General features: G+C 71.3%; 9 protein-coding genes. 4 read left to right on the forward strand and 5 right to left on the reverse strand.

Features of this window, described 5'->3' with window-relative positions:
• Positions 1–6: 6 nt before the first annotated feature.
• Positions 7–195: a gas vesicle protein gene (locus tag ACFT4A_RS20260; protein WP_184588487.1), complete on the forward strand. Its 189-nt coding sequence runs from the start codon at positions 7–9 to the stop codon at positions 193–195.
• 47 nt (positions 196–242) lie between these two features.
• Positions 243–512, forward strand: a complete 270-nt coding sequence (locus tag ACFT4A_RS20265; RefSeq protein ID WP_229873118.1) for a gas vesicle protein K — start codon at positions 243–245, stop codon at positions 510–512.
• A gap of 18 nt (positions 513–530) precedes the next feature.
• On the opposite strand, the gene ACFT4A_RS20270 is transcribed toward ACFT4A_RS20265, so the two are convergent.
• Together ACFT4A_RS20270 and ACFT4A_RS20275 are read right to left on the reverse strand one after the other, a co-directional pair.
• The gene (locus tag ACFT4A_RS20270; protein WP_382832070.1) at positions 531–701 is read right to left on the reverse strand and encodes a hydrophobic protein; all 171 of its coding nucleotides are present in this window, start codon (positions 699–701) and stop codon (positions 531–533) included.
• 42 nt (positions 702–743) lie between these two features.
• The gene (locus ACFT4A_RS20275) at positions 744–1,565 is read right to left on the reverse strand and encodes a class I SAM-dependent methyltransferase (RefSeq protein WP_382832072.1); all 822 of its coding nucleotides are present in this window, start codon (positions 1,563–1,565) and stop codon (positions 744–746) included.
• Between the two features lie 204 nt (positions 1,566–1,769).
• Here ACFT4A_RS20275 and ACFT4A_RS20280 point away from each other — a divergent pair, with 204 nt between their 5' ends.
• Positions 1,770–3,389: an ABC-F family ATP-binding cassette domain-containing protein gene (locus ACFT4A_RS20280; protein WP_382832074.1), complete on the forward strand. Its 1,620-nt coding sequence runs from the start codon at positions 1,770–1,772 to the stop codon at positions 3,387–3,389.
• 93 nt (positions 3,390–3,482) lie between these two features.
• On the opposite strand, the gene ACFT4A_RS20285 is transcribed toward ACFT4A_RS20280, so the two are convergent.
• Positions 3,483–4,583, reverse strand: coding sequence for a Vms1/Ankzf1 family peptidyl-tRNA hydrolase (locus ACFT4A_RS20285; protein WP_382832076.1), 1,101 nt, complete (start codon positions 4,581–4,583; stop codon positions 3,483–3,485).
• A 93-nt stretch (positions 4,584–4,676) separates the two neighbouring features.
• Between ACFT4A_RS20285 and ACFT4A_RS20290 the strand changes: the two genes are divergently transcribed.
• Positions 4,677–4,934, forward strand: a complete 258-nt coding sequence (locus ACFT4A_RS20290) for a DUF6158 family protein (protein WP_382832078.1) — start codon at positions 4,677–4,679, stop codon at positions 4,932–4,934.
• A 30-nt stretch (positions 4,935–4,964) separates the two neighbouring features.
• On the opposite strand, the gene ACFT4A_RS20295 is transcribed toward ACFT4A_RS20290, so the two are convergent.
• Positions 4,965–5,507 carry a type 1 glutamine amidotransferase domain-containing protein gene (locus ACFT4A_RS20295; protein WP_382832080.1) on the reverse strand — a complete coding sequence of 181 codons (543 nt, stop codon included), beginning with the start codon at positions 5,505–5,507 and terminating at the stop codon, positions 4,965–4,967.
• A 43-nt stretch (positions 5,508–5,550) separates the two neighbouring features.
• Positions 5,551–5,982 (reverse strand): CBS domain-containing protein, encoded by a 432-nt coding sequence (locus tag ACFT4A_RS20300; protein ID WP_382832096.1) that lies wholly within the window; start codon positions 5,980–5,982, stop codon positions 5,551–5,553.
• Positions 5,983–6,044 lie beyond the last annotated feature (62 nt).

The raw sequence follows: 6,044 nt of genomic DNA on the forward strand, positions 1-6,044 counted from the left end.
GAAGTCGTGACCGTAGTGGAACGCCGTGAGGTCGCCCTCGTGGACCTGCTCGACCGGCTGCTCGCCGGCGGCGTCGTCATCACGGGGGACATCACGCTGCGCATCGCCGACGTCGACCTGGTCCGCATCGACCTCAACGCGCTCATCAGCTCGGTGAACGCCCAGGTGTCCTCACCGTTCGAGGAGTTGCTGTGACGTCAGCCGACAGCCCCCGGCCCAACCCCCGTCCGCAGCGCAACCGGATGGACCTGGAGCCCGACACCGTCGAGCGCGACCTGGTCAAACTCGTGCTGACGGTGGTGGAACTGCTGCGCCAACTCATGGAGCGCCAGGCGGTCCGCAGGTTCGACGTGGGGGATCTGACCGAGGAGCAGGAGGAGCGGGTCGGGCTCACGCTGATGCTGCTCGAGGAGCGCATGGCGGAACTGCGCGACCGCTACGGACTGCGGCCCGAGGACCTCAATCTGGACCTCGGGCCGCTCGGACCGCTGCTTCCCCGCGACGGGGGCTGAATCAGCGGGCTAATTCACTCACCACCTGTACCACCGGCCCCGGCTCCCGGATGCCGACGTGCCCCGCACGAAGAATCCCAGCAGCCACAGCACGAGAATCGCCAACGCGATCCACCAGAGCACCTTTACCGCAAATCCGGCACCGAACAGAACCAAAGCCAGAAGCAGTACCAGCAGGATGGGAACCATAATTGTGACCTCCTGCATTCAGGGTGTCCCCGAAATTCTGTTTCAGGCTTCCTTTCGGCAGAGAATTTCTCCGTGCAGCACGCTGAACCAGCCGTCCTCCTGCTCGCCCCACGCGCGCCACGCCCCGGCCACGTCCCGCAGTTCCTCCTCGCCGGCGTGCCCGCCCAGCCGGGCCCGGTCCGCGTAGGTCGAGGCCAGGGTGCGGTCGGCCCAGAGTCCGCTCCACCAGGCCCGCTCCTGAGGCGTGGCGAAGGTCCACGTCCCGGAGCTCGCCGTGACGTCCGTGAGCCCGGCTCGCAGCGCCCAGGCCTTCAGCCGGCGTCCGGCGTCCGGCTCACCGCCGTTGGCCCGGGCGACCCGGCGGTAGAGGTCCAGCCAGTCGTCGAGCCCCGCGGACGCCGGATACCAGGTCATCGCCGCGTAGTCCGCGTCCCGCACGGCGATGATGCCGCCGGGCCTGAGGACCCGTTTCATCTCCCGCAGGGCCCGCACCGGATCACCCACGTGCTGGAGCACCTGATGGGCGTGGACCACGCAGAAGCTGGCGTCCGGGTAGTCCAGGGCGTGCACGTCGGCGACGGCGAAGTCGATGTTGGCCAGTCCCCGCCCGGCCGCCGTGGCGCGTGCCTGCTCCAGGATCTCCGGCGCCCGGTCGACGCCGGTGACGTGCCCGCCGGGCACCAGCTCCGCCAGGTCGGCGGTGATGGTGCCCGGGCCGCAGCCGATGTCCAGGACCTTCATGTGGGGCTCGAGCGAGGCCAGCAGATAGGCGGCCGAGTTGGCGGCGGTCCGCCAGGTGTGCGAGCGGAGCACCGACTCGTGGTGCCCATGCGTGTAGACGGCGGTCTCCCGTGGTTCGGGCATGACGGATCCCACCCCTTCCGTTCTTCCGGTCGGCATGGGATCACCGTACGCATCGGTGCCGAATAATGAGACCCTGCATCCCGCTATATGGGCTGACGGAGTGTCAGTCAAGCACCACGGGCACACCGTCGCTTCCCGGTGCGCGGAGTCGCCGGCGGCAAATGGGTTTGCCCCGGAGATCCCGGCACCGCAGAATCCCTGCACATGGGTCACCTCGAAGCCGCGCACCTGGAGTACTACCTGCCCGACGGAAGGGCGCTGCTGGGCGATGCGTCGTTCCGGGTGGGGGAGGGGGTCGTCGCGGCCCTCGTGGGGCCCAACGGCGCCGGGAAGACCACCCTGCTGCGCATGCTCGCCGGTGAGCTGAAGCCGCACGGCGGATCCGTCACCGTCGGCGGCGGGCTCGGTGTCATGCGCCAGTTCGTCGGATCGGTACGCGACGAGACGACCGTACGCGACCTGCTCGTGTCCGTCGCGACGCCCCGCATCCGCGAGGCGGCCCGTGCCGTCGACGCCGCCGAGCACGCCATCATGACCGTCGACGACGAGGCCGCCCAGCTGAAGTACGCCCAGGCCCTCGCCGACTGGGCCGAGGCACGCGGCTACGAGGCCGAGACGCTGTGGGACATGTGCACCACCGCGGCCCTGGGCATCCCCTACGACAGGGCGCAGTGGCGACTCGTCCGCACCCTCTCCGGCGGCGAGCAGAAGCGGCTCGTGCTGGAGGCGCTGCTGCGCGGCACCGACGAGGTGCTGCTGCTCGACGAGCCCGACAACTACCTCGACGTACCCGGCAAACGCTGGCTGGAGGAGCGGCTCGCGGAGACCCGCAAGACCGTGCTGCTGGTCTCGCACGACCGGGAACTCCTCGCCCGCTCGGCGCAGCGCATCATCTCCCTGGAACCCGGACCCGCCGGTGCCGACGCCTGGGTGCACGGCGGCGGATTCACCACCTTCCACGACGCCCGCCGGGCCCGCTTCGCCCGCTTCGAGGAGTTGCGCAGGCGCTGGGACGAGAAGCACGCCCAGCTGAAGAAGCTGGTGCTGACACTCCGTCAAGCAGCCGAGAACAGCACGGACATGGCCTCCCGCTACCGCGCCGCCCAGACCAGGCTCCGCAAGTTCGAGGAGGCCGGCCCGCCTCCGGAGCCGCCCCGCGAGCAGGACATCAAGATGCGCCTCAAGGGCGGCCGCACCGGCGTCCGCTCGGTCACCTGCGAGCACCTGGAACTCACCGACCTGATGAAGCCCTTCGACCTGGAGGTCTTCTACGGCGAACGCGTCGCCGTCCTCGGCTCCAACGGCTCCGGCAAGTCGCACTTCCTGCGGCTGCTCGCCGGCGGCGACGTGGCGCACACGGGGCACTGGAAGCTGGGTGCCCGGGTCGTGCCCGGCCACTTCGCGCAGACCCACGCCCACCCGGAGCTGGAGGGCCGCACGCTTCTCGACATCCTGTGGAAGGAGCACGCCCAGGACCGCGGCGCCGCGATGTCCCGGCTGCGCCGCTACGAGCTGACGAACCAGGCCGAGCAGACCTTCGACCGCCTCTCCGGCGGCCAGCAGGCCCGGTTCCAGATCCTCCTGCTGGAACTCCAGGGCGTGACGGCACTGCTCCTCGACGAGCCGACCGACAACCTCGACCTGGAGTCCGCCGAGGCGCTCCAGGAGGGCCTGGAGGCGTTCGAGGGCACGGTCCTCGCCGTCACCCACGACCGCTGGTTCGCCCGCTCCTTCGACCGCTACCTGGTCTTCGGCAGCGACGGCCGGGTCCGGGAGACCCCGGCCCCGGTCTGGGACGAACGCAGAGTGGAACGCGCCCGCTAGGGTCGCGGGGAACGGCGCGACCAGCCACGACGCACCCGCACCCGCGCCCCTGCACACAGCCCTACGGCGATCAGGCGCACCACACCGGCCGGCTCACTTCCACCGAAGCAACGCCCCGAGCCCGCCCACAGGCACTTCCTCCTCGGAAACTGCCAGCGCATGCGCATCCGTGGCCACAGCCGACCGGATCAACGCGTCATCCGCCCGGGCCGGCCACGAGTGCTGCTCACCGAGGATCTTCAGATCCGTACGCCGCACAGCCACCTGGTCCGCGTCCTCGCCGATCCACACCTCGCGATGCGCGTCCGGCCCGTTCGGCCTGATCAGCAGCTCGTCGATCCGGTGCTCACGCGCCGCCTCGACCAGCGCGGGCACGCCCTCCACGGCCCGGGCCCGGCCCTCGTCGTCCGGGCTCCGGCCGGCCCGGAACCGGTCCAGCTCCGCCTCGGCCTGCCACGCCACATGCTCGGCGCGGGCCTTCTCCACGTCCTCGTCGAGGAGCCGGCTGCCGCTGCCGTGCGGCGCCTCGACGACCAGATCGTGCAGCCGCTTCGGCAGCCGGTCGTGCACGGACCGCCGCTCCCGGTCGTCACCGACGAGAATCAGCAGGTCGGCACGCGTCTCCTCCTGGCACACGGCGAGCGCGTCGGCGATCTCCGCAGCGTTGTGCTCCCAGGTGTTCTCCACCCGCAGCTGGAAATGCCGCTCGGACCAGTCCGCGGAGCCCGTCCGGTGCACCGGCCACCGGCGCCCGGTGACGCCCCCGGCGCCCTCCCGGCCCAGTGCGCTGCGCAGCTCGAAGTCCGCGCCCTTGCGGTCGACGTAGGCCACCACGCACACCGGGTCCTCGCCGGCCAGCTCCAGCAGGGGTGTGACGCGCGGCAGCGGGGCACATTCGGCCCAGTCGCCCGCCTGCGGGGGGCGGGCCAGCGGCAGGTTGAGGACGACCCCGCCGTCGCGGGCGAAGAGGGCCCGGCCGTGCGGTTCCGAGGAGTGCCGCAGATCCTCGATCGCGTTCTGCACGGCCCCGCAGGTCGCCTCGTCCGCGCCCTGCGCCGCCAGCTGCCTGGCCAGCGCCTGGGCCGTCAGCTGCCGCTCGTGAGGCGTGTCCTCCGTGTGGCGGGAAGTATCGACGTACACGGAGGCCCATGGCCCCGAGTGTTCGTAGAGTGGGTGCAGAAAGGCGAGATCCATGGCTCCCTCCCGGGTGCCGATCGGGTGTACTGCTCAGTCGCACCGGGCGGGTACCCGTACCGCGGACACGAACACGACGAGCGGGGCGACACCATGACCGGAGTGGACCCTGACCGGCTGGACGAACAGCAGCTCATGAAGGAGCTGGAGACCATCCACCGCACGCGCCACGACACGCTGCTGTACGGGTCGAACGACGCGCTGCGGGCCCACAACGAGCGCATGGCGCAGCTCGAGGGCGAGTACCTGCGCCGCAACCCGCGCCGCCCGGTGGCCGCGGGCCGCACACGAGAAGGGGCCCGGGAGCGGGGGAGCGGGGAGTCGGCGACTCCCACGCCCCCCGGCACCTGAGCCCCGAGGGCCGCGAGCGGAAGCCCGCTGTCAGCCTGCCTCCTCGGCGAACACGTCGAGGAAGGTCTCGCAGAACGCCTTGAGGTCGTCCGGGTTACGGCTGGTGACCAGCTTGCCCGCGCCGTGGTCGCAGACCTTGACCTGCTTGTCCACCCAGGTGCCGCCGGCGTTGCGGATGTCGGTCCGCAGGCTCGGCCAGGAGGTCAGCTCCCGGCCGCGTACGACGTCCGCCTCGACCAGCGTCCAGGGCGCGTGGCAGATCGCGGCCACGGGGCGGCCCTGCTCGAAGAAGTCCCGGACGAACGCGACGGCCTTGTCGTCCATCCGCAGGAAGTCCGGGTTGGCCACACCGCCGGGCAGCACCAGCCCGCCGAACGAGCCGGGCGCCGATTCGCCCACCACCTCGTCCACGGGGAAGGTGTCCGCCTTGTCGAGGTGGTCGAACGCCTGGATCCTCCCCGGCTTCGTCGACACCAGCACGGGCTCGTGGCCGGCGTCCTTCGCCGCCTGCCACGGATCGGTCAGCTCGATCTGCTCGACGCCCTCGGGCGCGACCAGAAACGCGATACGCATGATGCTCAACGTCCTTTCCTGTCCTCGAAGCCCGTGATCGTGCTCATGCACCACCCCGGGCGTCCGGCTCGGCGCGGCTGATGTCGGCGAGCGCCGACGCGGGGTCCTCGGCCTCGGCCAGGTCGCCGAGGCTCACCATGCCGACCGGCAGCCCGTTCTCCACCACCGGCAGCCGGCGCACCGCGTGCTCGCGCATCAGCGTGGCCGCCGTAGCCACCCGGTCGTCCGGCGTCACCGTCACCGGTTCCGGGGTGCACACGGTCCGCGCGCTCACCGTCATCGGATCGGCGCCGTCGGCGACGGCCCGCACCGCGATGTCACGGTCGGTGAGCACTCCGATCACGTCCTGCCCGTCGGCGACCACCACGTCACCGATGTTCTGCGTGCGCATCAACTGGGCCGCCTCGACGAGCGAGGCGTCCGGGCGCACGGCGACCACACCCGGAGTCATCACGTCCTTCACCAACTCGGCCATCACCGGGGCCCTCTCTCCGTTCCCAGCTCGGCGGGGGTGGCGCGGGGGGCCCGCCGGGGGGC

This window comes from Streptomyces sp. NPDC057099, from assembly GCF_042671245.1.
Taxonomy (GTDB): Bacteria; Actinomycetota; Actinomycetes; order Streptomycetales; family Streptomycetaceae; genus Streptomyces; species Streptomyces purpurascens.

Excerpts from the sequence above, each read along its gene's own strand:
- ACFT4A_RS20265 (WP_229873118.1), top strand. The coding sequence starts at position 243 with ATGGACCTGGAGCCCGACACCGTCGAGCGCGACCTGGTCAAACTCGTG.
- ACFT4A_RS20270 (WP_382832070.1), bottom strand. The coding sequence starts at position 701 with ATGGTTCCCATCCTGCTGGTACTGCTTCTGGCTTTGGTTCTGTTCGGT.
- ACFT4A_RS20275 (WP_382832072.1), bottom strand. The coding sequence starts at position 1,565 with ATGCCCGAACCACGGGAGACCGCCGTCTACACGCATGGGCACCACGAG.
- ACFT4A_RS20280 (WP_382832074.1), top strand. The coding sequence starts at position 1,770 with ATGGGTCACCTCGAAGCCGCGCACCTGGAGTACTACCTGCCCGACGGA.
- ACFT4A_RS20285 (WP_382832076.1), bottom strand. The coding sequence starts at position 4,583 with ATGGATCTCGCCTTTCTGCACCCACTCTACGAACACTCGGGGCCATGG.
- ACFT4A_RS20290 (WP_382832078.1), top strand. The coding sequence starts at position 4,677 with ATGACCGGAGTGGACCCTGACCGGCTGGACGAACAGCAGCTCATGAAG.
- ACFT4A_RS20295 (WP_382832080.1), bottom strand. The coding sequence starts at position 5,507 with ATGCGTATCGCGTTTCTGGTCGCGCCCGAGGGCGTCGAGCAGATCGAG.
- ACFT4A_RS20300 (WP_382832096.1), bottom strand. The coding sequence starts at position 5,982 with ATGGCCGAGTTGGTGAAGGACGTGATGACTCCGGGTGTGGTCGCCGTG.